General features: G+C 41.9%; 28 protein-coding genes and 1 riboswitch. Of the genes, 2 read left to right on the top strand and 26 right to left on the bottom strand.

The annotated features are described in order from the left end of the window. Positions 1-205 precede the first annotated feature (205 nt). From spoIVA to prsW, 14 genes are all read right to left on the bottom strand, one after another. A complete protein-coding gene (gene spoIVA / locus ACFSCZ_RS10335; RefSeq protein WP_380773844.1) occupies positions 206-1,684 on the bottom strand; it encodes a stage IV sporulation protein A in 1,479 nt (492 codons plus the stop codon). Positions 1,685-1,838: 154 nt separating this feature from the next. Continuing rightward, positions 1,839-2,546: a hypothetical protein gene (locus tag ACFSCZ_RS10330; protein WP_380773843.1), complete on the bottom strand. Its 708-nt coding sequence runs from the start codon at positions 2,544-2,546 to the stop codon at positions 1,839-1,841. Between the two features lie 35 nt (positions 2,547-2,581). After that, positions 2,582-2,782 carry a DUF2768 domain-containing protein gene (locus ACFSCZ_RS10325; protein WP_380773842.1) on the bottom strand — a complete coding sequence of 67 codons (201 nt, stop codon included), beginning with the start codon at positions 2,780-2,782 and terminating at the stop codon, positions 2,582-2,584. Between the two features lie 190 nt (positions 2,783-2,972). Next, the gene (locus ACFSCZ_RS10320) at positions 2,973-4,028 is read right to left on the bottom strand and encodes an NAD(P)H-dependent glycerol-3-phosphate dehydrogenase (protein WP_380773841.1); all 1,056 of its coding nucleotides are present in this window, start codon (positions 4,026-4,028) and stop codon (positions 2,973-2,975) included. A gap of 21 nt (positions 4,029-4,049) precedes the next feature. Next, entirely contained in the window at positions 4,050-5,360 is a 1,311-nt protein-coding gene (der, locus tag ACFSCZ_RS10315) for a ribosome biogenesis GTPase Der (RefSeq protein WP_380773890.1), read from the bottom strand. Positions 5,361-5,488: 128 nt separating this feature from the next. After that, positions 5,489-6,106, bottom strand: a complete 618-nt coding sequence (locus ACFSCZ_RS10310) for a YphA family membrane protein (RefSeq protein ID WP_380773840.1) — start codon at positions 6,104-6,106, stop codon at positions 5,489-5,491. A 162-nt stretch (positions 6,107-6,268) separates the two neighbouring features. Next, positions 6,269-7,408 (bottom strand): 30S ribosomal protein S1, encoded by a 1,140-nt coding sequence (gene rpsA, locus ACFSCZ_RS10305; protein WP_380773839.1) that lies wholly within the window; start codon positions 7,406-7,408, stop codon positions 6,269-6,271. Positions 7,409-7,551: 143 nt separating this feature from the next. Further along, positions 7,552-8,136 carry a lysophospholipid acyltransferase family protein gene (locus ACFSCZ_RS10300; protein ID WP_380773838.1) on the bottom strand — a complete coding sequence of 195 codons (585 nt, stop codon included), beginning with the start codon at positions 8,134-8,136 and terminating at the stop codon, positions 7,552-7,554. Further along, positions 8,133-8,813, bottom strand: coding sequence for a (d)CMP kinase (gene cmk / locus ACFSCZ_RS10295; RefSeq protein WP_380773837.1), 681 nt, complete (start codon positions 8,811-8,813; stop codon positions 8,133-8,135). The genes ACFSCZ_RS10300 and cmk overlap by 4 nt, the downstream gene beginning before the upstream one ends. A gap of 111 nt (positions 8,814-8,924) precedes the next feature. After that, positions 8,925-9,098, bottom strand: coding sequence for a DUF5359 family protein (locus tag ACFSCZ_RS10290; protein ID WP_380773836.1), 174 nt, complete (start codon positions 9,096-9,098; stop codon positions 8,925-8,927). Positions 9,099-9,157: 59 nt separating this feature from the next. Continuing rightward, the gene (locus ACFSCZ_RS10285; protein WP_380773835.1) at positions 9,158-9,811 is read right to left on the bottom strand and encodes a flagellar brake protein; all 654 of its coding nucleotides are present in this window, start codon (positions 9,809-9,811) and stop codon (positions 9,158-9,160) included. 91 nt (positions 9,812-9,902) lie between these two features. Continuing rightward, positions 9,903-11,255, bottom strand: coding sequence for a germination protein YpeB (ypeB, locus tag ACFSCZ_RS10280; protein ID WP_380773834.1), 1,353 nt, complete (start codon positions 11,253-11,255; stop codon positions 9,903-9,905). 15 nt (positions 11,256-11,270) lie between these two features. Further along, on the bottom strand, positions 11,271-12,074 hold the full coding sequence (gene sleB, locus ACFSCZ_RS10275) for a spore cortex-lytic enzyme (RefSeq protein WP_380773833.1): 804 nt from the start codon (positions 12,072-12,074) through the stop codon (positions 11,271-11,273). A gap of 103 nt (positions 12,075-12,177) precedes the next feature. Beyond that, the gene (prsW, locus tag ACFSCZ_RS10270) at positions 12,178-12,867 is read right to left on the bottom strand and encodes a glutamic-type intramembrane protease PrsW (protein ID WP_380773832.1); all 690 of its coding nucleotides are present in this window, start codon (positions 12,865-12,867) and stop codon (positions 12,178-12,180) included. Between the two features lie 95 nt (positions 12,868-12,962). On the opposite strand from prsW, the gene ACFSCZ_RS10265 reads away from it, so the two are divergent. Then, entirely contained in the window at positions 12,963-13,931 is a 969-nt protein-coding gene (locus tag ACFSCZ_RS10265; protein WP_380773831.1) for an asparaginase, read from the top strand. A gap of 61 nt (positions 13,932-13,992) precedes the next feature. Here ACFSCZ_RS10265 and ACFSCZ_RS10260 read toward each other — a convergent pair whose 3' ends face one another. The 6 genes from ACFSCZ_RS10260 to ACFSCZ_RS10235 all read right to left on the bottom strand — a co-directional run bounded on the left by ACFSCZ_RS10260 (position 13,993) and on the right by ACFSCZ_RS10235 (position 18,720). Then, a complete protein-coding gene (locus ACFSCZ_RS10260; RefSeq protein WP_380773830.1) occupies positions 13,993-14,979 on the bottom strand; it encodes a YpdA family putative bacillithiol disulfide reductase in 987 nt (328 codons plus the stop codon). An 82-nt stretch (positions 14,980-15,061) separates the two neighbouring features. Beyond that, positions 15,062-15,631, bottom strand: a complete 570-nt coding sequence (locus ACFSCZ_RS10255) for an adaptor protein MecA (RefSeq protein ID WP_380773829.1) — start codon at positions 15,629-15,631, stop codon at positions 15,062-15,064. A gap of 187 nt (positions 15,632-15,818) precedes the next feature. Continuing rightward, complete coding sequence (locus ACFSCZ_RS10250; RefSeq protein ID WP_380773828.1) at positions 15,819-16,601, bottom strand: metallophosphoesterase; 783 nt, start codon at positions 16,599-16,601, stop codon at positions 15,819-15,821. A 365-nt stretch (positions 16,602-16,966) separates the two neighbouring features. Next, positions 16,967-17,413 (bottom strand): DUF2663 family protein, encoded by a 447-nt coding sequence (locus ACFSCZ_RS10245; RefSeq protein ID WP_380773889.1) that lies wholly within the window; start codon positions 17,411-17,413, stop codon positions 16,967-16,969. A 79-nt stretch (positions 17,414-17,492) separates the two neighbouring features. Further along, a complete protein-coding gene (locus ACFSCZ_RS10240; RefSeq protein WP_380773827.1) occupies positions 17,493-18,113 on the bottom strand; it encodes a LysM peptidoglycan-binding domain-containing protein in 621 nt (206 codons plus the stop codon). A 31-nt stretch (positions 18,114-18,144) separates the two neighbouring features. After that, entirely contained in the window at positions 18,145-18,720 is a 576-nt protein-coding gene (locus tag ACFSCZ_RS10235) for a CPBP family intramembrane glutamic endopeptidase (RefSeq protein WP_380773826.1), read from the bottom strand. A 340-nt stretch (positions 18,721-19,060) separates the two neighbouring features. On the opposite strand from ACFSCZ_RS10235, the gene ACFSCZ_RS10230 reads away from it, so the two are divergent. Next, positions 19,061-19,309: a ferredoxin gene (locus ACFSCZ_RS10230; RefSeq protein WP_380773825.1), complete on the top strand. Its 249-nt coding sequence runs from the start codon at positions 19,061-19,063 to the stop codon at positions 19,307-19,309. A 245-nt stretch (positions 19,310-19,554) separates the two neighbouring features. Here the strand turns inward: ACFSCZ_RS10230 and ACFSCZ_RS10225 are convergent, their stop codons facing one another. The 6 genes from ACFSCZ_RS10225 to resB all read right to left on the bottom strand — a co-directional run bounded on the left by ACFSCZ_RS10225 (position 19,555) and on the right by resB (position 26,784). Further along, the gene (locus ACFSCZ_RS10225) at positions 19,555-20,130 is read right to left on the bottom strand and encodes an ECF transporter S component (protein ID WP_380773824.1); all 576 of its coding nucleotides are present in this window, start codon (positions 20,128-20,130) and stop codon (positions 19,555-19,557) included. Positions 20,131-20,289: 159 nt separating this feature from the next. Further along, a riboswitch (FMN riboswitch) is annotated at positions 20,290-20,423 on the bottom strand. 59 nt (positions 20,424-20,482) lie between these two features. Beyond that, complete coding sequence (locus ACFSCZ_RS10220) at positions 20,483-21,193, bottom strand: peptidoglycan DD-metalloendopeptidase family protein (protein WP_380773823.1); 711 nt, start codon at positions 21,191-21,193, stop codon at positions 20,483-20,485. A 141-nt stretch (positions 21,194-21,334) separates the two neighbouring features. Next, entirely contained in the window at positions 21,335-23,134 is a 1,800-nt protein-coding gene (locus ACFSCZ_RS10215) for an ATP-binding protein (RefSeq protein ID WP_380773822.1), read from the bottom strand. Continuing rightward, a complete protein-coding gene (locus tag ACFSCZ_RS10210) occupies positions 23,131-23,847 on the bottom strand; it encodes a response regulator transcription factor (protein WP_380773821.1) in 717 nt (238 codons plus the stop codon). The genes ACFSCZ_RS10215 and ACFSCZ_RS10210 overlap by 4 nt, the downstream gene beginning before the upstream one ends. Positions 23,848-23,951: 104 nt before the next feature. Further along, positions 23,952-25,142 carry a c-type cytochrome biogenesis protein CcsB gene (gene ccsB / locus ACFSCZ_RS10205; protein ID WP_380773820.1) on the bottom strand — a complete coding sequence of 397 codons (1,191 nt, stop codon included), beginning with the start codon at positions 25,140-25,142 and terminating at the stop codon, positions 23,952-23,954. Continuing rightward, positions 25,114-26,784 carry a cytochrome c biogenesis protein ResB gene (resB, locus tag ACFSCZ_RS10200; protein ID WP_380773819.1) on the bottom strand — a complete coding sequence of 557 codons (1,671 nt, stop codon included), beginning with the start codon at positions 26,782-26,784 and terminating at the stop codon, positions 25,114-25,116. Before resB ends, ccsB begins: the two co-directional genes overlap by 29 nt. Position 26,785: the final 1 nt, after the last annotated feature.

Raw genomic sequence — 26,785 nt, 5'->3', positions numbered from 1 at the left:
GAAATCAGCCAAAATGCTTTTGAATCAACGTTCAAGGAGCATTTCTGCTTAAAAGATTATCATAATCAAATAGTGATAGCAAGAATAAACAGCATAATAATTAAAAAGACGCCCAAATATATAGCATTTTGGCGTCTTTTCCATTCCTTTTTCTGTATTTCAGCCATAAATAAGGCTGTTTTTATAACATTGAAACACGTATTTCTTATAAAATAATAGCGATTAAACCGCCCGACCCTTCATTAATAATCCGCTCAAGTGTTTCTTTTAGTTTGTAGCGGGCATTTTCCGGCATCATGGCAAGCTTTCCTTGAATCCCTTCTCTTACCAGCGAACTTAAGCTCCTTCCGAATATATCAGAATTCCAGATAGAAAGTGGATCATCCTCAAAATCCTGCATGAGATAACGCACCAGCTCTTCACTTTGTTTTTCTGTTCCGATTATAGGAGCAAATTCAGATTCTACATCTACTTTTATCATGTGGATAGATGGTGCTACAGCTTTCAGCCTGACGCCAAACCTGGCTCCCTGCCTGATAATCTCAGGCTCATCAAGGCTCATATCTTCCAGCGATGGTGCAGCAATGCCGTAACCTGTCTGTTTCACCATGACGAGGGCATCTGAAATTTGGTCATATTCTCTTTTGGCATCGGCAAAATCCTGCATGAGCTCAAGCAAATGATCTCTGCCCCTTACTTCTGTTCCCACAATTTCAGTCAAGACCTGATCATAGAGTTCATCCGGTGCGAATAAATCAATTTCCGCAATACCCTGACCCATATCCACTCCTGCCAAACCGGCATTTTCTATATTTTCAAACTCATTGAAGTTTTGGACAACCCGATCGACATCCCGGAGCCTTTTAATATCTTTTACCGTTTCTTTCACTGCTTCCTGATAATCTGTCCGCAGCCAGTGGTTTTCTTTTAACGCCATGACCCAGCTGGGCAGATTGACATTAACCTCCAATACAGGAAACTCGTAAAGTGCTTCTCTTAATACATTCAAAACATCCTGCTCTCTCATATTTTCCACCGACATACTCAGTACAGGTATGTCATACTTTTCCGAAAGCTGCTTTCGCAATACATCTGTTTCGGGATGATGCGGCCTTGAAGAATTGAGAACCATAATATAAGGTTTTCCTACTTCATCCAACTCGGCAACAACGCGTTCTTCCGCTTCTACATAGTCTTCCCTTGGTATTTCACCAATCGTTCCATCCGTTGTAATGACTACTCCCAATACAGAATGTTCCTGAATGACTTTTCGCGTTCCGATTTCTGCCGCTTCATGAAAGGAGATTGGCTCTTCATACCACGGTGTATGAATCATGCGCGGGCCATTTTCATCCTCATATCCCTTTGCGCCAGGTACAGTATAGCCGACACAATCCACTAACCGGACATTCACTTCCAACCCACTGTCAACTTGAACAGCTACCGCCTGGTTGGGAACAAACTTAGGTTCCGTTGTCATAATGGTTCTTCCTGCTGCGCTTTGCGGTAATTCATCCTGTGCCCTGGCCCTGTCTGATTCGCTGGCAATATTAGGTAAAACGGCTAGTTCCATAAACTTTTTAATAAACGTGGATTTACCGGTCCGGACGGCTCCTACAATCCCCAGATATATATCTCCGCCCGTTCTTTCAGCGATATCTTTAAAAATATCCACCTTTTCCAAGAGATTCCCTCCTAACTTTAAGTTCAAGGGACAACATGATCCATGCCCGTATATATTTATGTCAATATATTTGTATGATGTTGTCCTAATCAAATATAACTTCATAAATAAAAAACCTTCTTCCACAGTATATTTTGCAGAAGAAGGTTTATGACTATTTTGCCATATAAACAGGTTCATTGTTTTCATCGACAGTATACGGCAGCGAATACGCAGGCACAAACGGAGAATCTTCATAGAGTACCGTTCGAATGTCATCACCGGGGGAAAATCCGTTTTCTTGATCTTTAACGGCCTGATAGAGATCTGAAATATAGTCCACGTATATGTTGCCTTTTCCATTAATAATAAATGGCAAGTTATTGTTTGTATAGGGAGAAACATAATATTGTTCCTCCTTAAAGCCTAATTGTTCCTGATCAAGGATATATACGTTATCGGCAATTTGCTCTTTAAAAGGAGGATACCCTTGTGCTTGAATCCGTAAATAAAACTCATTAACTTTCTCCGCCAGACGAACATCAAAAATTTTAACTGTGGGATTAGTTTCTACATCAACTAAAACATATTGAAAGACACCGCCGCTTTCATAGGCATTACCAGGCGGAGCTTCTAAAAATTGCGGTGACAGCTTGTTAAAATCAATCAGGTATTTTTGAAAAATTGGTGTATCGGCCTCTTTTGTTTTAATCGGAAGCATCCCTCCGCTTTTTTCCTGAAACTTGTTGACCGCTTCCTGAACACTTGCAATTTGATCCTCATAAGGAATCTGATTTTCCACTTTCCGTTCCTGGGGATATAAACACCCGCTCAACAGCATGATCATACACATGATACAAAGCCCTGACAGACACCTTTTCATTCACTGGTTCACTCCTTATCCGTTGGTTTAGGTATTTAGCCTGTCGGCCCTGTCAACACGACCAGCAGCATCAGGAGTCCGCCTGCGATCATGAGTGCCCAGGCAGTAAAGGCTGTAATGATCTTTAGGAATCCTTTTTTTAATTTGAACCGGCTTATGTAAATAGTCAGCATGGCCAGCGCCAGCAGTATCATTGCCACAATAGATATCCACATTTTTTGCATTGAAAGAGACATATTTTCTTTCCCTCCATGTAAAGAGTCGTCCATATTATAGCATATTCTTTCATTTTCATTGCCAAAAAAAAATGAAGCAATTTCTTGCTTCAAAAAATGACAGTGAATGCCCTGTCCCCCGGTTATGCGAATGTTCTCTCTAACAGCATATGATGTTTTAAAATGAACGCATCATCGTATGCCTATATGATTATTTTTGTTCCATCTGTTCGCTTAAAATATCCACCAAATCTTCCATTTCATTTTTTCTTAATCGCATCATTAACTGATCGACAGCCTGTTTAGGCTCCATTCCATTAAATAAAACATGATACAAAGCTTCGGTAAGCGGCATATTAATCTGGTATTTTTGAGCAAGTTGATAGGCAGCCTTAGTCGTACGAACGCCTTCAACAACCATTCCCATATTGTCTAATACCTCTTCCAGCTTACAGCCCTTTCCAAGCATATTGCCTGCTTTCCAATTTCGGGAGTGTACGCTTGTACAGGTAACGATCAAATCGCCAATACCGGCCAATCCGGAAAAAGTGAGTGGATTTGCCCCCATTTTTGTTCCGAGTCTGGTGATTTCCGCCAACCCCCTTGTGATCAAGGCGGCTTTGGCATTGTCACCGTACCCGAGTCCATCTGAAATTCCTGCAGCCAGTGCAATGACATTTTTTAACGCTCCGCCTATTTCGACTCCGACCAAGTCAGGATTTGTATAAACCCGAAAATGCTGATTCATAAATAAATCCTGTACTTGTTCGGCTGCCTTCATATGTTTGGAAGACACCGTGACCGTCGTCGGGTGTCGCAGGCTTACTTCCTCGGCGTGACTGGGGCCCGACAGGACAACAACTGCGTTCAAAAGATGATCGGGAACCTCTTCTTCAATCATTTCCGATATTCGTTTCAGTGTGTCCGGTTCCACTCCTTTACTTACATGAACAAATGTAAATGGAATATGAATGATCTTGATGATCTGACGAAGCGTCTCTCTGATCGCCTTTGTCGGTACCGCAATGATTGCTGTATCTGTACCTTTTAAAGATTCTTCCAGAGAAACAAATCCTTTAATATTTTCAGGAAGCTTAATATCCGGCAAATATTTATGATTTGTCTGCTGCTCATTGATCTCCTTCAACTGTTTTTTATTTCTCATCCACAACTGTACTTGGTGGCCATTATCCGCCAGCACCAAGGCTAATGCCGTTCCCCAGCTCCCTGCGCCAATGACAGCTATATTTTCTTTCTGTTCTGTCATGTCAATCACCTGCTTCATTCCTTATTTTCTTTTTCGCGCAATAATTTTTAACGGTGTTCCTTCAAAACGGAAAGCCTCTCTAATCGTATTTTGCAAAAATCTTTCGTATGAGAAATGCATGAGTTCCGGTTCATTCACAAACACCACAAATGTCGGCGGCTTCACAGCCACTTGAGTTACATAATACACTTTTAGTTTTTTTCCTTTATCTGATGGTGCAGGATTCCTTGATACTGCATCTAAAATAACTTCATTTAAAATGCTGGACTGTACCCTCATCGCATGATTTTCACTTACTGTCTGAATAGTCGGGAGCAGCGTTCCCAAACGCCGCCGTGTTTTTGCTGACAAAAAAACTATCGGAGCATACTCCAGAAACTGGAAGTGATCTCGGATCTCCTGCTCAAAATTTTTCATCGTCCTATCGTCTTTTTCTACAGCATCCCACTTGTTCACAACGATAATTACAGCCCTTCCGGCATCGTGGGCATATCCGGCAATTCTCTTGTCCTGTTCGCGAATCCCTTCCTCACCATCAAGAACAACAAGGACAACGTCTGAGCGGTCAATCGCTTTTAAAGCTCGTAACACACTATATTTTTCTGTGTTTTCGTATACTTTTCCTTTTTTACGCATTCCGGCTGTGTCAATAATGACAAAATCTTGTCCATTATAACGGTATGCTGAATCAATGGCGTCACGGGTTGTCCCTGCAATGGAGCTAACAATGACTCGTTCTTCACCAAGAAGAGCGTTAACCAACGATGATTTGCCGACGTTGGGTCTCCCTATCAGACAAAATTTAATGACATCGTCATCGTATGGATCGCCTTTTGGATCTGGAAATGACTTCAACACTTCATCCAGTACATCGCCAAGGCCTAAGCCATGTGAACCAGAAATCGGAAAAGGTTCCCCAAAACCAAGAGAGTAAAATTCATAAATATCAGCCCTCATCTCAGGATTATCCACCTTGTTCACGGCGAGGACTACAGGCTTTTTGGACCTGAATAAGATTTTTGCCACTTCCTCATCTGCAGATGTCACTCCCTCTCGCCCGTTTACGATAAAAAGAATGACATCTGCTTCTTCAATGGCAATTTCGGCCTGTTGGCGTATTTCGTCCAAAAATGGTGCGTCACCAATATCAATTCCACCTGTATCAATGACATGAAATTGATGGGTCAGCCATTCACCAGTCCCGTAAATCCGGTCTCTTGTTACTCCAGGTTCGTCTTCAACAATTGAAACTCTTTCTCCAACAATCCGGTTGAAGATCGTTGATTTGCCAACATTTGGTCTGCCGACAATTGCTACAGTAGGCAATGCCATAGTCATCACTCGCTTTAATCTTTTTATCTATTCATATACCAAGCGTCCGCCCGGCTTACATTTCTCTATTTTTTCTTTTCCCATCGTATCACAGAGCCAGCTGGCCCGCCAATAAGAGTCATCTTGTCCTAATCATGTAACATTGTTTTTTTCTCTTTCGTTTTCATATCTATCAGCAGTTTCATGCTCCATAACAGACGTTCTCCCATAAAAGTGAGAACCAGTGCAGAAACAATCACAGCATATACATCCAAATATTCCATGGAGCCGATGATATATGGTATTTTCCATTTAGATAAAAATATTGCCAAAAAGACTTCACCTTGAAGAGAGCCAATCACAATCGCTGCATAACGGCACGTTAAACAACCGGGCAACAGAATCCACCCTGTTACAATGAGGGCTGCTGCCAATAACACCTTCCGGTCAATCAAAACCCAAACCGGATCATATAACTCGATAAGATAAAACCCTGCATATCCAAAAGTAATTATTAATACACAAAGAAGTAAATATGCTTTCCTAAACCATGATTCATGAACGATAAACCTATATGCCGATAGGAGCAGCAGTATGGAGGCGGCACTAAAATGAAATCCAAACAAGGTAAAGGAAACAGAATGCAAAATAACGGCCATTAAGGATAATATGGCAGCCGGATAACGGAAAGGGTTATTTTTATCCAATAAAAAAAAACTAATAATCCAGATACCCCACATGACAAAAATAAACAAAAAACCTGACATGGCACACCCACCTCCATCTCTCCATTATGGGAAAGAAAAAGGTGGTTTAATCACACACAGGTGAAAATAGACAGAGGGCCTCGAGTTTTTCAATCATTTGAAAGTTCATCTTAGTCTTAAAGCAAAAAACAACCTTCCGTCAGCAACGGAAGGCCGTTTCTTTTACTCTCTATTGAAATCTTTCAATTTATCCCCAATCATATCACTGAGCTGGAATCCCTTTGATTCTTCAGGTGTCTCGTATTCCTGTTGAGAACCGGTATTTTCTTCGAGCTCCTTCATGCTCAATGACATACGCTGATCTTCCTCATTCGTATCCAGAACTTTTACTTTTACTGTCTGGCCCTCTTGGAGGACTTCATGAGGGGTCCCGATATGCCTATGGGAAATCTGAGAGATATGAACAAGCCCTTCTACTCCCGGGAAGACTTCAACAAATGCACCAAAGGAAACAAGCCTTTTCACTGTACCTTCCAGCACTGCTCCGCGGGGTGCTTTCTCAGCGATATCCGTCCACGGCCCAGGGAGTGTTTCTTTAATAGATAATGAAATTCTTTCATTTTCCTTATCAACTGAAAGGACTTTTACTTCTACTTCGTCACCTTCACTGACTACATCTGACGGTACTTCGACATGATGGTGAGCGAGCTGGGAGATGTGCACCAGTCCATCTACACCTCCAATGTCAACAAAAGCACCAAAATCTGTGATTCTTTGAACAGTACCTTTCATGGTTTGTCCCGCTTCCAATTTGTCCAGTAGCTCTTTCTTTTCTTGTTCTTTTTCTTCTTCAACAACAGCACGGTGGGACAGGATCAGGCGATTTTTTTCCTTATCAAGCTCAACAATCTTAAAAGAAAGTGTTTTACCTTGATAATCGCTGAAATCCTCTACATAATAATCTTCCACCAAAGATGCCGGAACAAATCCCCGAACACCTAAATCCACTACCAGTCCGCCTTTAACGACTTCATTTACTTCCGCATCAAAAACTTCATTATTTTCAAACCGTTTTTCAAGTGTTTCCCATGCATTTTCTGCATCCACTTTTCTCTTGGAAAGAACCAACAGATCTTCTTCGACTTTTATAACGATGAGCTCCAGTTCGTCTCCTTCGGAAACTACATCAGATGCTTTTTCCACATGAAGGCTGGAAAGCTCGCTTATAGGAATAATTCCATTAACTTTGCTGTTTTCAATATCCACCAACACTTGCTTTTCTTCGATTTTTGTAACAGTTCCTTTTACTTTGTCATCTACGATGAAATTTTCCACCTCAATATTATTCATATCCTCTGACAATGTTTACTCCTCCTATCCGACTATTAAGATCGTGCAAGAATTCATATCCCTCTCAAAAGGAAATGATAAACCCTCACATAGTTAAATAAATTTATCTTGTTATTAACTTCTTACAAATAATTCCCTTTGTCAAGCAATACACGTCAGCGCTGATGTGTCTCAATTAATTTCCTTATCTCATCCATGATTTTTTCTGTTGCCTCTTCAGCTGAAACCTTTTCTTCTTTTAATTTGGTAAAATCTATCGGTTTGCCATACACCACCTTGGTTTTTCTCAAGGGTATATAAGATCCGATTACAGCACAGGGCACGACAGCAGCTTCGGACCTTAAAGCGAAAAATCCTGCACCGGCCATTCCTTTGCCGAGCTGCCCTGTTTTGCTGCGGGTCCCTTCCGGGAATAATCCAAGAACCTCACCGTCTTTCAACAAAGCCAGACCTGTTCTGAGTGCTCCTCTGTCACTCATCCCGCGTTTCACCGGAAAAGCCTTTAATCCCGGCAGTAGGGATTTTAGTATGGGCGCATTGAACAGCTCTTCTTTTGCCATAAAACACACTGGCCTGGGGCAAGTAATTCCTACAACCGGAGGATCCAAATTGGAAATATGGTTTGAACATAAAAGGACGCCGCCCGTGGAAGGGAAGTTTTCTCTTCCAATGACTTCAATTCTGTACAGTGGTTTAAAAATGCTTTTTACCACTGTTTTTGCAAAAGAATAGAGCATCACGGCTGTTCGATCCTTTCTTTAGCCATGGCAGTAATGCGCTCGACCACTTCTTCTACGGAAAGGGCGGATGTATCAATTTCAATGGCATCCTCCGCTTTTTTCAAAGGAGATACTTCCCTCTCAGTATCACTCTGATCCCGGAGCATGATTTCTTTTTTCAACTGTTCCAAATCGGATGGATATCCCTTTTCCAGGTTTTCTTTATGCCTTCGCCGGGCACGAATATCCACGCTTGCCAAAAGAAATATTTTTAATTCGGCTTGCGGCAAAACCTTTGTACCAATATCTCTGCCATCCATGACTACTCCGCCTTGTTTACCCAATTCTTGCTGCCGGCAAACTAATTCTTCACGAACTGTTCTGTGTGCAGCAACAACTGAAACTGAATTTGTAACTTCGGAAGCCCGTATCTCCATTGTTACGTTTTCCCCATCCACAAGAACGGCCTGCCTGCCGTTTTCCTGTTTTAACTCGATTTGTATATTTTTAAGTAAATGGCACAGTTGTTCCTCATCATGAATATCTGTTCCTGACTCCAAAGCTGTATAAGTCAGCGCTCTGTACATAGCCCCTGTGTCAATGTATATGTATGAGAGTTGGTCTGCGACAATCCTCGCTACAGTACTTTTTCCGGCAGCCGCCGGACCATCAATGGCAATGCTGATTTTCTTTGTCAAACTTTTCACCTGCTTGTATGTATATGTACCCCTTCATTTTACCATAACAGTAAACAGACGATAGCCTCAAATTGTCTTTTTCAAAATAAAAAAGAAGACAGATAATTGCCTTCATCGCCGCTTAAGCACATCCAGTTTATTTTCATGATGATCCGAAAAAACACCTTCATACAAGTAAATTTTATTTAAGCTTTTCATCACCGGTGTTGTAATAAAAAAGCCTTGTACGAGGATGAGGATTATGAAATGGATGACAATGAGCTTATGTAAAATTCTTTCAAACATTTTTTGGCTCCCCGTTTTTTCTTATTATGTGAAAAAAGAGAAGTTTTATACAGGACAGCTTATGGATAGAGCCCTTTTTTGCGGTCGGATAGCTGTCTTTCAAAACAAAAACGGGTCAACAGCTTCTGGTTATCCGGAGAGGGCTCTATATATTTTATGGACACCAGCTTTATGTTGTTCCTCTCAAAACTCCTTATGGCCTCGCATTTCAGACTCATGGTGTGCAGTTCTCCTGTACTCATCCGGATCGCAATGGAAACAGTCCCTTGAGCTCCGGGCTTTAGGTCTGTACCCGGCGGAAGAATCGCGGCACATCCCCCTGCACTTATATCACTTGTAACCGTGTTAAAAAATTGGCCGGTTTCAGCAAAATCAAATTCAGCCTCCAATGAGGCTGAGACCCTTACATGCTCCCTCCGCTGAATCTTGATAAAATGTTCTTCCTCGGGCAAAGTGAGCTCTACCAGAGGAACAGCCTTTTTATGCACCCTTATGACTTTAGCCTCAAAAGAATAGGCATTGAAATCATTATTGACAAATTGAACAATGACCTTTGAACCAGCCGGTAAAAATGCCGGCTTTTTATCAGTCACACTCAGCGGATAATAAATGAAGCATTTATACTCCTGCAGGTCAGCCACTTTACTTTTATATGTTTTAGTGCTGCCATTGCGATTCGCTTCAATCGTTACGTCCATCCCTATAGCCAACATAACAGACACTTCCTGTTTTGAATTCCTTATAAGACTATTATACATGATCTGGCAGCGTTTACCATATTAAAAAGCAGCCCTCAGGCTGCTTTTATAACACTTCTTCATATATAGGCTCCGCATTTTTCATCTTTTCAACTTTCTCTTCCGTACCATTATCCGCATTGATATACATACGATAAGTGTCGCCCTTGTTCATTGTTCCCAAAAATTCGTAACTTAGGACTTCTTCACCAAGGTCATTCACGATCACAGCTAATCTGTTATCAACGACTTCCAACTCCGAATTCAAATAGCCGCGTGCCTCTTCCAAGGAAAGTGCAGGCTCCGGCAAATCTCTTTCCTTTCTTCCTTTTAAGTAATCATCAGCTGCAAATCCAATGATTTGCCCATTGTCAAGAGCTACTTTTACCCGGATGGATTCAGGATAAATCCTTACCCCGTCCTGGTTGGTTACATACGTAAACATTCCAACAGAATCATACTGCATGCTTTCTGCCATTTCCAGCTGGTCATAATTATGTCTTTTTAAGAATTCATCCGCTCTGTTCATAGCTTCATTTAAACTGATTTTTTGATCTTTTACTTCTCTCGAGTCAATAAACCAGATCGGATATCCGCCTTTTTTAGTTACATCCATTGTGGCTTCATGGCCTTTGCCATTTGTCAGCACGACATTATAAAAGCCGTAGGCCGCCCCTTTTTTATTTTCGGTCACTTCAATATTTTTAGGCTCGTTGATCCCGCTGTACTTTTTAGCCAGCGTAATGGCGTCATTTTTTGAGATTTTTTCTCCTTCCAGGTGTTTAAAGTTTTCCTCACGTTCCTGGAAACTGATTATGGACGGATCCTGTAAATTCTTTTCATCATATCCCGTTGCCCGTTTTTCAACCGTTTTAAAACCGTCAATAATTGTGTTGTCGGCGTTTTCTTTGCCTGACGCCAATGCCAGCTCTACATCCATCCAACGTAAATTGTTTTTCAATGCAAGATGTTGTACCTGACGCAGTTCATTTCTGAGTTCACCACTTTGCTGATATAAATTGTTTAATGTTTTCTGTTCTGCCTCTGAAAGCGGCTCGTCATCCAAATTTCGGACTGCTGTCTTATAGCTGAACGTCCCGATATTGGACAAAAATTCTTCCGTTTTATTAAATGGCAGGAGAGTCAAAGGCAGCTGGCCCACCTGGCTTCTGGCATCGGAAGTGATCCTCCAGACATCAGCCAATGCAGGGGACAGAGATTTGTTGGAGTTCATGGCAAGAGTTGCCCCTAATTTTTCATGCAGCATATCCATTTGATAGCTTAAATCGTGGAACGCCCGCTGGTAATTGTTTTCCGCATGAATCAAAATGGTATTTTTCTCCTGATGTTCCTGATATCCCCATGCTCCGGCACCAATAGCTACGACTGCCAACACAGCGATAAGTACGTTACGAAACAATTGTATTCACCTCCGTCAGTTACAGAATATATGCTTTCCTATTTTCTTAATTTGCGGTCTTGTCCAAATCCACGCACTTGTCGCTGTATCAGGATTAAAATAATAGAGTGCGTTTCCTGAAGGATCCCATCCATTGATGGCATCTAATACAGCTTGCCGGGCTGTTTCATTGGGTGTAAGCCAAATTTGCCCATCTGCAACTGCTGTAAATGCACCCGGTTCAAAAATAACTCCTGATACAGTATTTGGAAAAGACGGGCTGTTTACCCGGTTCAATATGACAGCTGCTACAGCCACCTGTCCTTCATATGGCTCGCCTCTTGCTTCACCATAAACAGCATTGGCCATTAATTGTATATCATTTTGTGAAAACCCTGCAGGCGTATTCACGGCTGTAGGCTTAGAAGCGCTGCCGGCATGATTCGTTTGCCCGCCGCCCTTGCTGCCTCCACTTCCGTAGTATCGGAAATTTTTGTCCTTATACATCTGTTCTTTTACATACTGTTTATTAAATTGAGATGCTTTCACTAACTTTTCTTTCGTATCTGCTCCAGCCAGGCCATCGACTTCGAGGCCAAATTTTTCTTGAAAGTTACGGAGTGCCCAATAGGTCCCCCATCCGAATACACCATCAATTCTTCCTTGATAGTATCCGAGGTACTGAAGCCTTGCCTGAAGTTCAATGACATCGTCCCCAACCGCCCCTCTTTGTATCACTTGGTTTGAAAAAGCGCTTGTTTGCTTTTCGGGAGAGGCTGTTATTCCAACGGCACATAAAAGAAAAATAATGAGAATTTTACCAAGTGTGCCTATCTTCATGCTGCTATCCACCCTCCATCTAATCGTTTTATGCGGTTAGTATTTGGATTCACAGCCTTTTTATTCAACCTGCCCGAAGAATGAGAAAATGCACCAATCTTTGTCAGATTGATGCATTTTTATCTTGAATATTGTTTTTGTAAAGCCCTTGGGTCAACATGTGTGCGTGTTTAACTTTCCGTAGACCGAGCCACCAGAGAAATAGCATGAACGGAAGGATATAGTAAATCCAATTTTTCTCTGAGACCAGGATAAAATCATACAAACCATGAAGAATAAAAGGCACTAAAAAAGAGTAAAACAACCACCTTTTTTGGGACTTTTTATTTTGAAATTTGGCTTTACCCAAATAATACCCCATAATGACACCAAAAAGGGCATGGCTGGATACCGGCAAAAGGGCACGCCCCAACGCGAAACCCACTCCGTTGACAGCCAAGTACAAAATATTTTCCACTGTGGCAAAACCTAAAGATATACTTGCACCATATACGATTCCATCAAAAGGTTCATCAAACTCAGCGTGTTTGTATATAGCCAAAAAAAGAACAAACCATTTAAAAAATTCTTCCAACAGGGCAGCTGACACAAACGCGTTCAGAAACCCGCCTTGTATGATCCCTTCAGTTGACATCACATATTGAAGAAACATAATAGGAAAGGTGATGAGTACGCCCATCAAAAATGTTTTACAGACCGTAATAATTGGTTCTTGTTCGAATTGATCCCGTAAATAAAAATAACTGAGAAGAGCTAATCCCGGGGCAACACCAGCTGAAAAAACCACCAGCATACACAGCCCTCTTTCTTTTTCATTTTCTTCATCGTATCATGGATTAGAGCATTTGAACATGTAGTTTTTACCTTAAAAGATCTTGGGGTGAGTTTATGAAACATATTTTGGCCATTCATACAGGCGGCACGATTTCGATGGAAACCGATACAGGAACGAACACGGTTAACATGGGTGACACCCATCCGCTGGTCCAGACTGCCAACCATTTACATCTCCCGGTTCACCTGACAGAAAAGCAACCCTTTCACAAACCATCGCCTCATATTACGGTGAACGATATGCTGGTTCTAAAAAATTTGATCGAAACGGAATACAGGCGGAGTAAAGTGGACGGGATCGTGATTACCCATGGTACTGATACAATGGAAGAGACAGCCTTTTTCTTGGACCTGACTCTGGAAATCGATATCCCGATCATCATGACGGGTGCCATGCGCTCAAGCAACGACATAGGTTCCGATGGGATTTACAACTTTATGGGAGCAATCCGGACTGCTGCCCATGACCAGGCCAAAGGAAAAGGAGTTCTTGTAGTATTTAATGATGAAATTCATACAGCCAAAGAAGTAACAAAAGTCCACACAACCAACGCTGCTGCTTTTCAAAGCGTGAACTCAGGACCTGCGGGGGCTATTTCCGGCGATTCCATCCATTTTCATTATGAACCTGTTAAACAAAAACTAATAAAAATTCATGAAATCAATAAAAAAGTCGCGTTATTGAAAGCCTATGCAGGTATGGATTCTTCTATTTTACATGCTGTACGAGACCTTCCATATGATGGGCTCGTCATAGAGGCACTTGGACTTGGCAACCTCCCCCCGGAAACCGCAGAAGGAATCGAAAGTCTGATTGCCAACGATATCCCGGTCGTTCTAGTTTCCCGCTGCATAAAGGGAATGGCAGGCGCTGCGTATAATTATCCCGGGGGGGGAAGAAAATTAAAAGAGCTCGGCGTTATATTTTCTCAAGGCCTCAACGGCCCAAAAGCCAGGTTAAAGCTGCTGGCCGCATTAATGCATACCAATCGCGTTCAGGATATAAAAGATACATACTTTTAAAGTGCTTATCCATTTGACGCAAGAATAATCCCAACGATTTGCAATAAAAAATCCCGGTCCTTTAAGGCCGGGATATATAATGGGTCTCCTTTTTTTGGACGGCTGCAGCAATTTGGCCGCCATGAAATCGCCCGTTTTCAATAAAGATTTCATTTGCATTATTCCCCGCAGCAATCACGCCTGCAATAAATAAGTTTGAAACATTTGTCTCCATCGTCTCCGGGTCGTAATGAGGCCTCCCGGTCCTTTCATCTATTCGTACACCCATGGATGTGATAAACGAATGATCCGGATGATATCCGGTCATGGCAAATACAAAATCATTGGGAATTTCCACTTCTTTTTGGCGGGTCACATACACTAGGCTGGTTTCGGTAATTTCCTTTACTACTGAATGAAACTGCATGGAAATTTCTCCGTCTCGTACCAAAGCTTCAAAATCAGGAAGCACCCAAGGCTTAATACTGGGCGAATAATCGCTGCCCCGGTACAATACAGTCACCCGTGCCCCTGCCTTTTGAAGCTCTAAAGCTGCATCAATGGCAGAGTTTTTTCCGCCAATGACTACCACGTCGGTATCAAAATAAGGGTGTGCCTCTTTAAAATAATGAAAAACTTTTGGAAGGTCCTCCCCCTTAATTCCCAGCATATTCGGGCTGTCGTAATAACCGGTGGCAATAATGACATATCGTGACTCGTATTTGGCTTTATCTGTCTGTATACTAAACATCCCATTGTTTTTCTTTTGAACAGTTCGAACGGTTTCAAATCGGTTGATCCTCAAGCTTTTTCTTTTTACAACTTCCCTATAGTATGTTAAAGCTTCGTTCCGTTTGGGCTTCCGATGAATGGTCAGGAAGGGGATATCCCCTATTTCCAGTTTCTCACTCGTGCTGAAAAAAGTCTGGTGAGTCGGATACCGATAAATGGCATTCACAATATTTCCTTTTTCTATAACCAAAGGGTTTTTTCCCATTTGCTTTAATTCAATGGCAGCGGATAAACCACAAGGTCCCGCCCCCACAATAATACATTCTTCCTGCTGCATGAGCCGACTCTCTCCTATCTGACACATCATAAAAAAATCTCCATATCTCATGATAGGAGATTTTTATGATTCGCGCAAAAAATTAGTTTGAAAAGTGGTAGTAAATGAACGGAAATACCCCTTCATCAATAATCCGTGCCCCGTATTCATTTAAATAGGCTTCGGATACTTCAGAGTATTCCCCGTATTCACTGCAAAGGCACTCAATAGGATCGCGGAAGCCGGCTTCTGTTGCAATCTTTACATAATAACAGTCATCCAAAGCGTATAGAGAGCTTTCCCCATATGGTATATTTAATGTTTGAAACCTTTTGGCCAGCCATATGATATACTCGAAGTCCTCGAACTTATATAATATATCTTCATGTAATTCGATTTCAGGATCTTGCACATGTTCCTCATACAGATTCTCTTCTTCTAAAGTTAAGATGAGAACGAGCTCCTTTGAAGTTAATGAAAAAATCTCGATGGAGACGGCCCCGATGTCATTAAATTCGTAAATCCGGCTGGCTTCATCCAGCATTTCATCAAATAAAACATCCCAAATAAAAGAATCTTTTAAAATTTCCTCCTGCAAAAACCCCTTTTTTGTTAATTCATCAAAAGTGATGGAGTATTTGATCTTATTGGATGAGATTCTCTCCAGCTTCATTTGCTCCGCCTCCCGAGGAATACTGTTATCCTCATATTATGATGAAGCCGGAGGATGGTTCATGTCAGACAATGAAGAATCTCTCCATCCCGTTTTTTACAGGCATTCCAAAGCAGCACTGTTTTTTGCTTAAGAAACCCATGGAGTGATCGTTTCTGTCTTGGACGGAGTATACCCGATAAGCATACTAGTTATTTTGCCTGCATACTTTTATCAAATGGGTCTCGGCAGGAGCGCCAAGCCTGAGCGGGACAAGTGATGTTCCATACCCATTGCTGAGAAACAAAGTGGTCCCGGGGTATTTTTTTATTCCTCCTTTTTCATAAGGGCTGAGTCCAATGATTCTGATTTGGCCGCCATGTGTATGGCCGCTGAGCATAAGATGGCACTGATCCTCTTCAGACAATTGTTCGGCAAGGGCCGGGTTATGACTTAGTACGATCCGGAAAACTGGGCGTTTAATGGAATGGAGAATTGCCTTTAAATGATTACTTGTATCGGTGTAATCCACTCCGATTAATGCAATTTGATCATGAAACGGTTTTAAATAAACAGAATGATTTTTTAATGCCGTTACAGAGCATTCCTGGAATAACCCCTTGAGTTTGCCGGCGTCAATTTCGTAATCATTATTCCCCCAAATAAAATAGACAGGTGCGATTTCGCTGAGGTTTTTTACATTCTGCCGCACCTTTGAAAAGGAAACACCCTGTTCCGCAAGATCTCCACCGATGACAACAATATCCGCTTCTCCTTTCACTTGACGGATGATATTTTCATGGACCGTTCTGCGATGTATATCAGAAATAAAAAAAATGGATAGTTCATCCAGGCCTTCGGGATATTGCTTAAATGATAAGCTATCCGTGCGAACGGTATTTGCAAAGGCTGAACGCACCATGGTTATGAATAAACTTAGGATTCCGATTACTGAGGCTAAGATTACAATACTGATTCCGGCACTTACCATGCTATCACCCTGTTTTAAGCAAATTTAATAAGCTTCATTCTTTATGAATTGTTAGGAACCCTCGTTATAGATTGGCAAAAACAGACTATATCATATGCACGAGGCATGGCATTCACCCGGAATTTCTTATTTAGGTCCGAGACATGTGATTCCGTTGCTGCCCTTGAATATTCGGCCCCGGCTTTTTTCAAAACACAGATGGAGTCAGCGATCAAACGGATGCAATAACAAAACCCAAGATCCATCCGCGTGTGTTTGACCCTGGGGGCTATATCACCCGGCCAATGAATATCCCATACTAAAGGTGGACAAGAGCTCTATAAAGTTCATTCCCGCTATTATCTTACGAAAGCAGCTATTGCCATTCATTTACTTTCATAGTACATATTAATATCATACTTCTGCTTTAATTGGTCAAATACTTTATGCCTGTTCCCCCATTGTTCCTTTCTCCACATTTCCTGGCTTTTTTCAATTAATTCACACCTTAAATCATGAAATTCTGCTTCTGCTTTTTCTTTTTTATCAAAGTAATACTTTAGGACACCAAACAAGAAAACTCCTGCCAGAAATAAAAAAATCAAATACCTGGAGCCGAGCAACTGGGTTAAACTATTGATCATGGAAAAGTTATTCGGGATTATTACCAATGTATAACATAAAAACAACATCGTCACTGTATATAAAATAAAGATAGACAAGAGAAAAAAATGTGTGCTTTTATAATGATCATATTTTAACTTTTTATCAATTAAATGACAGATCATGGTTTTCATCGCTTCGTCTACCTGCTCTTCCAAAACGGCCATCATTTTATCCACATTTAATCCCCCCAAAAAACAACCCCTCTTACCTAATCGTATGAGGGGTTGTTTCTTCGTATGTGACAATTTAAGGCTGGGGAATTTTTAAAGTTTGGCCTACACTAATCTCGTTGCCCGCCAAACCATTTGCCTGCCTGATCTTTTCAACTCCGTCCTGGGTTTGATAATATTTCAGGGCAATACGAAAAAGGTTTTCTCCCGGCTGAACAGTATGATAGACGACATTTCCCGCTTCTTGATCATCTGATTGGCCGCTTTCTTTCTTTCCCTGATGATCCGCTTTTTGTTTTTCTGCTGGAGTTGGCTGCGGCTCATCAGATTTTGGCTCCTCTTTTTCTTCCTTTTCTTTTTCTTCAGCTTTCTTATCAGCAGCCGGTTTCTCTTCTTCTTGTTCCGCAACGACAGGTTCCGATTCATGATCTTCTATAGAATCAACCGTTTCAAAAGATACTTCCTCACCGGAACTTTTAACAAGATTGGCCTTTGAACGATCTCCCCCGTCGATAATAGATAAAATGCCGATCGGAAGCATTAACAAAACAAGCAAAAGAACAAGTGGTACAGACACCTTAGATCTCCGTTTGTTTGTTTGAGCTTTTTTTCTTTTTTTACCATGGTATTCTGCCCTCGATGGAAGGTAGCTATCCTTCTTTTCGGGTAGTTGTCCATTATGCCTGCTTTGATTCATCTCATGTTACCCCCTTATAAAGAATCCCCTCTCAGGAAGAACCAAATTTAATATACATTCCCAACAAAAAATCAATTGTAAAATGCATGGCGATAACCGGCCAAAGCTGTTGATCGGCAAATTCATAAACAATCCCTATCCAAACACTCAATAAAAGTACATTCAAAGCCAAATACCAATGTGACCAGTAACGTACATGTATAACGGCAAATATGAGGCTTGCTGCTATAAGCCCAAATGCAGTCTGGAGCAACCCCCGAAACAAAAGTTCCTCGGAAAAAGCCACAACGAAGGAAACAATGGGTATGTGCCATGTTGGCATTGTCTTAAATATTTTATGATTGATGCCGCCGTCATCGTAGTATTTCTCCGGTAATACCTTTATCAGCAAGATATCAATGAGGACAACTGCCATCCCATTGATAACTCCCCAAAAAATCCACTGAAGGGATACTTGAAACCTATTCATAATATCCGACGGTTGGCCCAAAAGAAACAGTCCCAGAATCAGAGAAATCAGGAGTAATATGAACTGTGTAAGATAAAGATTCCATGTCAATTGTCTGGGTGTCAGTTGTTGAATGAGCTCAGCCTGTCTTTTATGCATGATCTTGCACCACTTTTCATAACCGCTCATGTTCATTCTATGTATGTATATTTTCGGCAGTTTAGGACTATGGGCTTTTGCGTCCAGAAGACTGTGTTAGACAGAAAGCCGGACGGAAAATCACCTGTTAACGAGCTAATTTAATTTTATCACGAAATGAATTTTTCGACTATGTTCTCTATAATGTTCTGTTAGATAAAATAGTTCGACATGAATATTGAAAGCTGATTTAAGTTGAAATGTTGTGTAGGGAGGATTAAGATATGGTTAGATAACAACTTTTTGCCGATCGCTATTTTGAACAGCGTTGAGATAGTTGGAATGTATAGGAGGTAGACACATGGCCAAATTTACAATTGTGGATCAGGATACATGCATTGCCTGTGGTGCTTGCGGAGCAGCAGCTCCTGACATATATGATTATGATGATGAAGGGTTGTCGTATGTTGTCCTGGATGACAATAAAGGGATTGCAGAGGTCCCAGCTATTCTAGAAGATGATATGTTGGACGCCTTTGAAGGATGTCCAACTGAATCTATAAAAATTGCCGATGAGCCATTTGACGGCGATCCTTTAAAATTTGAATAAACCAAAGTATTTCGGAGAGTGCCTGCTGCTCTCCCTTTTTATTTTTCAGGAAAAACTACAGCTCAGTTTAAAATGGTAGCATCAGCTCATGGTCCGGAAATGGCTACCCACTACACTGGACGGGTTAAACGAAATTTCCGGATAAGATGAAACTCGGCTGTTTGAAGCTGCACTCCTGTTGGTGTTCTCAGTAAAAAATCAGGCGAGGAATCCCCATTCCTGCGCCTGATCTTAAAGAGAGTGTGTTATACATTAACCGTCTGCTTATTCATCCAGTGTCTCATACGGCTATATATCAGTAAAAAGATCACCGTAACCAGCAATCCCTTTACGAGATTAAACGGAAGTATGGCTGCTACAACGAGCTGGCGCAGCTCGGATGTGGTCATTGGATCCCATCCAAGCAATAGAATATATGCCGGAAGAATGGCTATATAGTTTAGAACGCTCATGAGGACCGCCATAAATATTGTTCCAAAGATCAGCGAAACGGCCAAACCCCACTTGATTCTCAACTTTTTAAAAACATAGTATGCCGGCAAAACAAATGCGATTCCTGCCATGAAATTTGCCAAATTTCCGATTGGAATTCCCGCTTCGCTTCCCACCATCATATAATCAATAATATTCTTAATTAATTCCACAATAATAGCTGCAAGCGGTCCGAACATAAGAGCAGCGATTAATGCCGGGATATCACTGAAATCAACTGTCAAATAGGCTGGGAACGGCGGGATCGGAAACTTGATTAACATTAGGACAAATGATAAACTGCTCAGCATTCCAATTGCAACAAACGTCTTCGTATTATACTTTTTCAAAATCCTCTCTCCTTTGAGATTCATCTCATGTCGAAGAAAGGTAAGCCATACATGTTTGCCCGAAAAATAAAAACTCCCTCAAAGTTTCATTTTGAGGGAGAATTTAGGCGTCGTCAAATAAACATTCGTATTCTTACATTTTGAATGTATGCAGGCTACCTTCATCTTCTCCCATCCAGACTATACTGTCGGCTTTGGAATCTCACCAAATCCTGCCTTTTCAGGCTCGCGGGCTTAGAGGCTCTCGCCTCATTACCGCCGGTCGGGAATTTCACCACGCCCCGAAGATGAATCATTATGTTATTTGACCCCATTATACAATATACTTTTCAATATGTGAAGTTATTTGTCATTATTCTTTTAATATTAGTGTTTGGTTGACCACAATTATGTTATCTTCATTCAGGCCGTTTAGTTCAGCCAGCTTTTCAACGGTCGTACCATGCTTTCTTGAAATACTCCATACCGTGTCACCTTTTTGTACTATATATTTATCAAGCTGCCGGGGAGATGCAACTGCCTCGGCTGTTTGATTCAAGGAAGGCTGTAATGCATATACTTGCTCTCCGATCAAAGCATTGCCGAATATCGCAAACGGATCTACCGCATTTTCCTTTGTTACAGTCCAGTCACCAAAATGGACTTCAAAATGAAGGTGGCTGCCGGTAGAGTTCCCGGTGCTCCCCATGCTTCCAATCACTTCGCCCTTTTTTACGGTTGCCCCCTGTAAAACGTCCCTTTTCTGCAAATGGGCATAAACCGTCACGAATCCATAGGAATGTTTCAGAAATACGACATGACCGTATGTATCGGAATAATACGACTTAATGACCTTTCCTTCTTCAACCGCATATACGGGTGAATGTAAAGCCCCTGCAATATCCATGCCCTTGTGCGTACCGCCTCTGGAAGAAAAGACGTCACTGACCACTCCATCCGCGGGAACTACCCAGCTTCCTGTTGCCGTCTGTATACGATCTTCGAGCCCTGCGGCAATAGATATCTCTTCCACATAAAACCATATGATACTGACCAATAGTCCGGCCATGATCCACCTGTTCATCCATAATCCCCCTGATCATACATTTTTGCTACGGTTGTATTTGTTTGCAAAATAGTCTCCCTTTATGCAAAAAAGCCGCACTTTACAATAGAAAGTGCGGCTCAATCAAATCAAGTGTTACGCGTGAAACAAGATTAAGCGTCAAACTTCAACAGATTGATTCAATTTTTTGTAAGGCAAAAATAGTGTAAACGTTGTCCCTGCTCTCAATCTGCTCGAAACGGATAACTGGCCATGGTGTGCCTCGGCAATATTTTTGGCAATAGCCAGTCCAAGTCCTGTACCGGCTCTTCCTCTTGTTCTGGCTTTATCCGCTTTGTAAAAGCGTTCAAAGATAAATGGCAGATCTTCTTCAGGAATACCTGTCCCGTCATCCTCTACCGAAATGGTGATGCCGTTTTTCACCCGCGCAAGTTTTACATATATATGCCCATGTTCATGAGTATACCTCATCGCATTATCAATTAAATTGGTGAGCACTTGTTCAATTCTATCCGGGTCTATAGAAATCATGATTCCTTCCTGCTCTATATGGCTGGCAAGTTCCACCTTGTTATCGCGGGCCAGGGCTTGAAATTTTGATGTTATTCGCCGAACAAATTCCCCGGCATCCACGTCTTGGAAATTTAATGTGATATGGCCGGCTTCCATTCGTGCCATATCCAGAAGCTCATTCACAAGGCGCCCAATCCGCAAAGATTCATCATAGATGATCTTAATAATTTCCTGTCTCTCTTCTTCAGAACCGGCGATATCATCAATAATGGCTTCACTATACCCCTGAAGCATGGCTATCGGAGTCCGAAGTTCATGGGAAACATTCGCAACAAAATCAATTCTCAGCTTGTCTAGGCGCCTCTCTTCCGTCATATCCCTGATTACAGCAACCGCGCCGCGAACGTTCTTTTGATCATGCGTGTAAAGCGGGCTAACGATAACCACATAATACCGGCCCTTCACCGCCAATTCTCCCGTATGCTCTTTTTCGTCTGCTACCGCCTGCTGTAAGAGATCGGCCATTTCAGGAGGGACCGGGCTATGAGCTTTCTGGGTGTCCACAGGCCATTGCTGTAAAAATTTCTCGGCAGGAGGATTGGTTATTAGAATCGTGCCATCACGGCTGAAAGTCATGACTCCATCTGCCATACTGCTTAAAATATTGGTCAGCTGTTCCTTTTCCTGACGCAGGACATTCATGTTAAACTTCAAACGTTTTCCCATTTGGTTGAAGGCAATTGCTAATTCACCGATTTCATCATGGCTGAGAAAAGGGACCCTTGTATCAAAGTTTCCTTTTGACAATTCAAATGCGGCTTCTTTCATCTTTCTAAGCGGCTCGGTAATTCGAGTTGACAAAAAGAATGCAAATATCGTGGTCAGAATAATAGCAATGCCTGCAGCCAATAAGATTAGATTAGCTGTCTGTTTCGATGTTTCTTTCAAAGCCCCCAGAGACTGAAAAGTAAAAATCGCCCCTGTCTTATCCTCACCTAATCTGAGCGGCACCCCGGACACAATAAAGTTTTGATACCTGTTGTCTGTGCCGTAATGGTTTGTAAGGGACAGCTCCTTCATAACCACAGTCTTTTCCGTAAAAACTTTTCTTAGATCCTCATCATTTAAAAAAACATAGTCCGGAATGATATTAGACCCGCTTATATTCGGTGAATATCGGAACTCATTTTGATTATAAGCAATGGCCACCCCAACAGGGTCATCGACCATTTCAAAGACAATTTCCTCACCCAGCCCGTCGTGGCGATGCGCTTGGATAATCCCCGATATTTTCTGTCCCGTATCTGTCAGGCTCTTTTCAATTTGATCCACATGATAATTTTCAAAAAACTGAATCAGTAAGATGGTCAGGATAATTAATACGAAGGAAACCAGCAGCAGAATGGTACCCCAGAGCTTTCCAACAACGCTGCGCCAAAGCCTCATTCATTACCTGCCTCAAATTTATAGCCGACTCCCCAGACCGTAACAATCATACCTGCTGCTTTTTCAGAGACACGATTCAGTTTCTCGCGCAATCGCTTAATATGGGTGTCCACTGTTCTTAAATCACCAAAAAATTCATACTGCCAAACTTCTTTTAATAAATGTTCCCGGTCAAACACTTTATCGGGTGATTTAGCCAAGAAATGAAGAAGCTCATATTCTTTAGGCGTCAGATTGACTTCTTTTCCGTCTGCGGTTACCCGGTGTGCATCGTGATCAATGGACAAATGCGGGTATACGATAATATCTCGTGCAGTTGGATCCGTATGAAGAAAACTTGTTTGGGAAGATCTTCTTAAAACCGCCTTGACCCGTAATACCACCTCTCTCGGACTGAACGGCTTAACAATATAATCATCAGCCCCCACTTCAAATCCCTGCACTCGGTTAGCTTCTTCACCTTTTGCAGTCAGCATGATAATCGGTGTGGCTTTGGTCTCACGGAGCTCTTTACATACTTCAATACCATCTTTTTCGGGCATCATCAAATCAAGCAAAATACAGTGGTAGTCATTATTCATGGCCAGTTCCAAGGCTTCTTTCCCGTCAGCAGCTTCGTCAATCTGATAGTTCTCACGTTCCAGATACATTTTTAACAGCCGGCGAATACGATCTTCATCATCAACAACCAGTATACTGACATTCTGTTCCATTGTTCTTTCCCCCTCGACATCACAAAGTAGTATTACTATTATTGTATAAGAAAAACCTTGAATTTATAAGAAAAAGCCCTCACCTGAGATGTGAGGGCTTATTTTCATGCATAAGAGTGTAGACCCGCAATGATCAGGTTGACGAATACAAGATTAAACAATATGATTGCAAGTCCAATAACTGCAAGCCATGCAGACTTTTCACCATGCCATCCTCTTGATAAGCGCAGATGGAGAAAAGCTGCATAGAAGAGAAAGGTAATCAACGCCCACACTTCCTTTGGATCCCATCCCCAGAATCTTGTCCAGGCAATTTGAGCCCAAATCATAGCAAAAATTAATCCGCCCAGTGTGAAGACAGGAAAACCAATCAGCACAGACCTATAGCCGATCTCATCCAACAAATCAAGGTTGGCTCTACGGACAAGTGGCTTTAATATGAGGCTGACAGGCTTTCGTGCGATTAACCTGATCAACAGATACAATATCGTGCCGGTTATGATTGTCCAAATCACTGTGTTTAAGCGGCTTGCATTGATGATGGCCGGTACATGAACAACCGGATTCATTTTGCCCTCGGTGAGCAATTCCCCTTCATTCGGACCAACCAGAGCCGGCATGTGATAAGTGGTTTCTGCAGGCTGTCCATTTTTATCGACCCATGCAAAGTCGGCTTGATAATTTGCCATATTAAATGAGATGGACATGATAATAAATGCTATTACAGCTACGACACTGTACATAATGGCTTCAAGCCAAAAAGCTCTTTTATCCTTCGCCAAGGGATCAACCACTTTTAATAAATAAATGATTCCCGCTACAAAACTAATGGCTAAAATTGCCTGTCCTGCTGCCGTTGTAGTTACGTGTATATGGAGCCAATGGCTTTGAAGAGACGGAATAAGCGGACTGACTTCTCTGGGAAACATGCTGGCATAAGCAATTAAAAGTGCAGCAACAGGAAGTGCAAACAATCCCAGCACATTGAGCTTATAGATAAAATAGAGAAGAATGAACGCTCCGACGATCATCATTCCGAAAAAAGTTGTAAACTCAAACAGATTACTTACAGGCGCATGGCCGGCAGCAATCCAGCGGGTGATAAAGTACCCCAGTTGTGATAGAAAGCCAATCACTGTAACAATGATTGCAAGCCTTGCCCAGCGATTGACACCCGTCATCTTTTCCCTTCCCTTTTTGTCCCGGATAGCACCGCTGAAAAGGAAGGTGGCGACAAGATATAAAATAAAAGCAGTATAGAGAAGGTTACTGCTTATTTGAACTAGTCCTGTCATTATGAATTCCTACTTTCTTTCCCTTATTTTCATCTGTCTGGTCTATTACATCAGGTATGGATGTACCCGAAATAATATGGGTGATGTCCTGTTTTAATCCATACCAGTTTTTATTCGTATGGCCTGCGATTAAAATTTCGCCGTCTTTCCTCTGCAGCCAGATCCGGCGATGCATCCAAAATGAACCCTGGATTACACCCAGGAGGAAAATCGCCCCTCCTACAGCCAGAATCCATAGTGTCATATCTTTTCTGACAGTAAGAGCTGTTGCATTTCTGGTATCAATTCCTTTAAATGCCATCTTATACTCAGTTTCCCCTAGGGGTTCCACCGTTTGTCTTATCGCCGTAAAGCTCACTTCGCCGTCAGGGTGTTCAGGTGAAATCATTTTAAACAAAAAAGCAGGATTATTGGGATTGGGGGAATCTGTCTGCGGCTCCCCGTTTTCGGCAAAACCTGAAAAATCCGGATAATACCCGATCAGCTCTACTTTATATCCATTGCCCAAATCATAGCTGTCCTGCGGGTCAAACAAATCAATAGTTACTTCCCCTATTTCCTTTTCTTCTTCTTTGTCCGTAAGTGCAAAGGTCATGGACTGAAATTCATCCTGTTTAAAATCTACCTGATAAATTGCGTAATCATCAAATTTGAGAGGTTCATTTAAACGAATTTTGTGTTCTTTCACTTTAACAAGATCATCACCGGTCCCCAGTGTAGCATCGGGGTCCCGCTGGTAAAGCACAACATCCGATTGGAATTCTTTCACTACAGGACCGGCCTTATCCAAAGCAGGCTGAAACACCTCACCATCTTTTTCCGCATCATAAAACTCAACCGTGAATTTTTTGTTTTCCAGAACATATTCATTATTTGTTCCGGGTATAGTCCTCGTTTCTCCATCCCGAAGCCATAAAACTTCGTCAACATACATCCCGGGAACAAAACGCAGCATTCCCCCGATAAGGAAGATGATCAGACCAATATGGTTTACATACGGGCCCCATCTAGAAAACCTTGCCTTTTCTGCAAGAATGCTACCGTCTTTGACTCTGATCTTATATCTCTTGTCTTTCAGCCCTTTTTTGAATTTCTCTATATCCGCATCCGTCACTTGGATGTCTTTGCGGTTGAATAGTCGTTGACGTTTCAAAAATCCCTCGTGGCGGTCCACACGCTGGTTTTTTAATGCCCTGTATAAAGGGATTACTCTGTCCAGGCTGCATATGACAAGTGAAACACCTATTGAAGCAATCAGAAGCAAATACCACCAGGAGCTGTATAAATTATGAAAACCGAGCAAATAATACACTTGGCCAAAAATTCCGTAATGTTCGCCATAATATTCGGACGGGTCAGCCGTGGGAGGTATGTACATGGCCTGCGGTAAAATGGTCCCTAACGCTGATGCAATGAGGGTAATGACAATCAGCCAGATCCCCACTTTGACCGACGAAAAGAAATTCCAAATTTTATCTATAAATGTTCTATTGTATGTTTGCGACCGGCGTGCGCTTCCTTCATAACGCATATCATGCAGGTTTGCCTGTCTTGCTTCTTCAGTCAGCGCACGCCCGCAAGATTCACAAAGAATGGTACCTTGCGGGTTCACGTGGCCGCAGACACATTTTACTTCATTCATC

Source organism: Siminovitchia sediminis (genome assembly GCF_042680885.1).
Taxonomy (GTDB): domain Bacteria; phylum Bacillota; class Bacilli; order Bacillales; family Bacillaceae_C; genus Siminovitchia; species Siminovitchia sediminis.
This window is presented reverse-complemented; position numbering and strand designations above follow the sequence as displayed.

What these genes read in the sequence shown, in the direction of transcription:
- ACFSCZ_RS10330 (WP_380773843.1), bottom strand. Translation starts at nt 2,546, where the DNA reads ATGAAAAGGTGTCTGTCAGGGCTTTGTATCATGTGTATGATCATGCTG.
- ACFSCZ_RS10325 (WP_380773842.1), bottom strand. Translation starts at nt 2,782, where the DNA reads ATGTCTCTTTCAATGCAAAAAATGTGGATATCTATTGTGGCAATGATA.
- ACFSCZ_RS10320 (WP_380773841.1), bottom strand. Translation starts at nt 4,028, where the DNA reads ATGACAGAACAGAAAGAAAATATAGCTGTCATTGGCGCAGGGAGCTGG.
- der (WP_380773890.1), bottom strand. Translation starts at nt 5,360, where the DNA reads ATGGCATTGCCTACTGTAGCAATTGTCGGCAGACCAAATGTTGGCAAA.
- ACFSCZ_RS10310 (WP_380773840.1), bottom strand. Translation starts at nt 6,106, where the DNA reads ATGTCAGGTTTTTTGTTTATTTTTGTCATGTGGGGTATCTGGATTATT.
- ACFSCZ_RS10290 (WP_380773836.1), bottom strand. Translation starts at nt 9,098, where the DNA reads ATGTTTGAAAGAATTTTACATAAGCTCATTGTCATCCATTTCATAATC.
- ACFSCZ_RS10285 (WP_380773835.1), bottom strand. Translation starts at nt 9,811, where the DNA reads ATGTTGGCTATAGGGATGGACGTAACGATTGAAGCGAATCGCAATGGC.
- sleB (WP_380773833.1), bottom strand. Translation starts at nt 12,074, where the DNA reads ATGAAGATAGGCACACTTGGTAAAATTCTCATTATTTTTCTTTTATGT.
- prsW (WP_380773832.1), bottom strand. Translation starts at nt 12,867, where the DNA reads ATGCTGGTGGTTTTTTCAGCTGGTGTTGCCCCGGGATTAGCTCTTCTC.
- ACFSCZ_RS10265 (WP_380773831.1), top strand. Translation starts at nt 12,963, where the DNA reads ATGAAACATATTTTGGCCATTCATACAGGCGGCACGATTTCGATGGAA.
- ACFSCZ_RS10260 (WP_380773830.1), bottom strand. Translation starts at nt 14,979, where the DNA reads ATGCAGCAGGAAGAATGTATTATTGTGGGGGCGGGACCTTGTGGTTTA.
- ACFSCZ_RS10255 (WP_380773829.1), bottom strand. Translation starts at nt 15,631, where the DNA reads ATGAAGCTGGAGAGAATCTCATCCAATAAGATCAAATACTCCATCACT.
- ACFSCZ_RS10250 (WP_380773828.1), bottom strand. Translation starts at nt 16,601, where the DNA reads ATGGTAAGTGCCGGAATCAGTATTGTAATCTTAGCCTCAGTAATCGGA.
- ACFSCZ_RS10245 (WP_380773889.1), bottom strand. Translation starts at nt 17,413, where the DNA reads ATGATGGCCGTTTTGGAAGAGCAGGTAGACGAAGCGATGAAAACCATG.
- ACFSCZ_RS10240 (WP_380773827.1), bottom strand. Translation starts at nt 18,113, where the DNA reads ATGAATCAAAGCAGGCATAATGGACAACTACCCGAAAAGAAGGATAGC.
- ACFSCZ_RS10235 (WP_380773826.1), bottom strand. Translation starts at nt 18,720, where the DNA reads ATGCATAAAAGACAGGCTGAGCTCATTCAACAACTGACACCCAGACAA.
- ACFSCZ_RS10230 (WP_380773825.1), top strand. Translation starts at nt 19,061, where the DNA reads ATGGCCAAATTTACAATTGTGGATCAGGATACATGCATTGCCTGTGGT.
- ACFSCZ_RS10220 (WP_380773823.1), bottom strand. Translation starts at nt 21,193, where the DNA reads ATGAACAGGTGGATCATGGCCGGACTATTGGTCAGTATCATATGGTTT.
- ACFSCZ_RS10215 (WP_380773822.1), bottom strand. Translation starts at nt 23,134, where the DNA reads ATGAGGCTTTGGCGCAGCGTTGTTGGAAAGCTCTGGGGTACCATTCTG.
- ACFSCZ_RS10210 (WP_380773821.1), bottom strand. Translation starts at nt 23,847, where the DNA reads ATGGAACAGAATGTCAGTATACTGGTTGTTGATGATGAAGATCGTATT.
- ccsB (WP_380773820.1), bottom strand. Translation starts at nt 25,142, where the DNA reads ATGACAGGACTAGTTCAAATAAGCAGTAACCTTCTCTATACTGCTTTT.
- resB (WP_380773819.1), bottom strand. Translation starts at nt 26,784, where the DNA reads ATGAATGAAGTAAAATGTGTCTGCGGCCACGTGAACCCGCAAGGTACC.